This is a genomic window from Salmonella sp. SAL4457 (genome assembly GCF_046548235.1).
GTDB classification, from domain to species: domain Bacteria; phylum Pseudomonadota; class Gammaproteobacteria; order Enterobacterales; family Enterobacteriaceae; genus Salmonella; species Salmonella enterica.
Genome location: NZ_JBGDZO010000094.1, coordinates 1 through 397 on the forward strand (window position 1 = coordinate 1; position 397 = coordinate 397).

1 protein-coding gene is annotated in these 397 nt (G+C 63.0%); it reads right to left on the reverse strand.

The window, feature by feature from the left end; all coding sequences use genetic code 11:
* On the reverse strand, positions 1-397 hold a 397-nt coding region (locus tag ACLJNW_RS23385), incomplete at both ends, for a glycine betaine ABC transporter substrate-binding protein (RefSeq protein WP_410961109.1).

Sequence of the window (397 nt, forward strand, 5' to 3'; positions counted from 1 at the left end):
GTGTAGATGGTCGCGCCGCCATAGTTGGGGCCGAAGAAGTCGTCGCCGCCTTCCAGGTACTTCATCTGGAAGCGGGTATTCATGGGGTGCGGCTCCCAGCCGAGGAACACCACCCACTGGTTGCGCCGGATGGCCCGCTGCACCTGCGAGAGCATGCCCGCCTCGCTGGATTCCACCAACTTGAACTTGCCCAGTTCGAAGGCGTTCTTGTCAATCATGCTCTGGGCGACGCGGTTGCCGTCGTTGCCCGGCTCGATGCCGTAGATCTTGTTGCCCAGCTTGTCGGAGAACTTCGCGATATCGGCGAAGCTGCGCAGGCCGCCGTCGTAGACGTACTGGGGAACCGCCAGGGTGTACTTGGCGCCCTCCAGGTTGGCGCGCAGTGTCTCGACCGTAC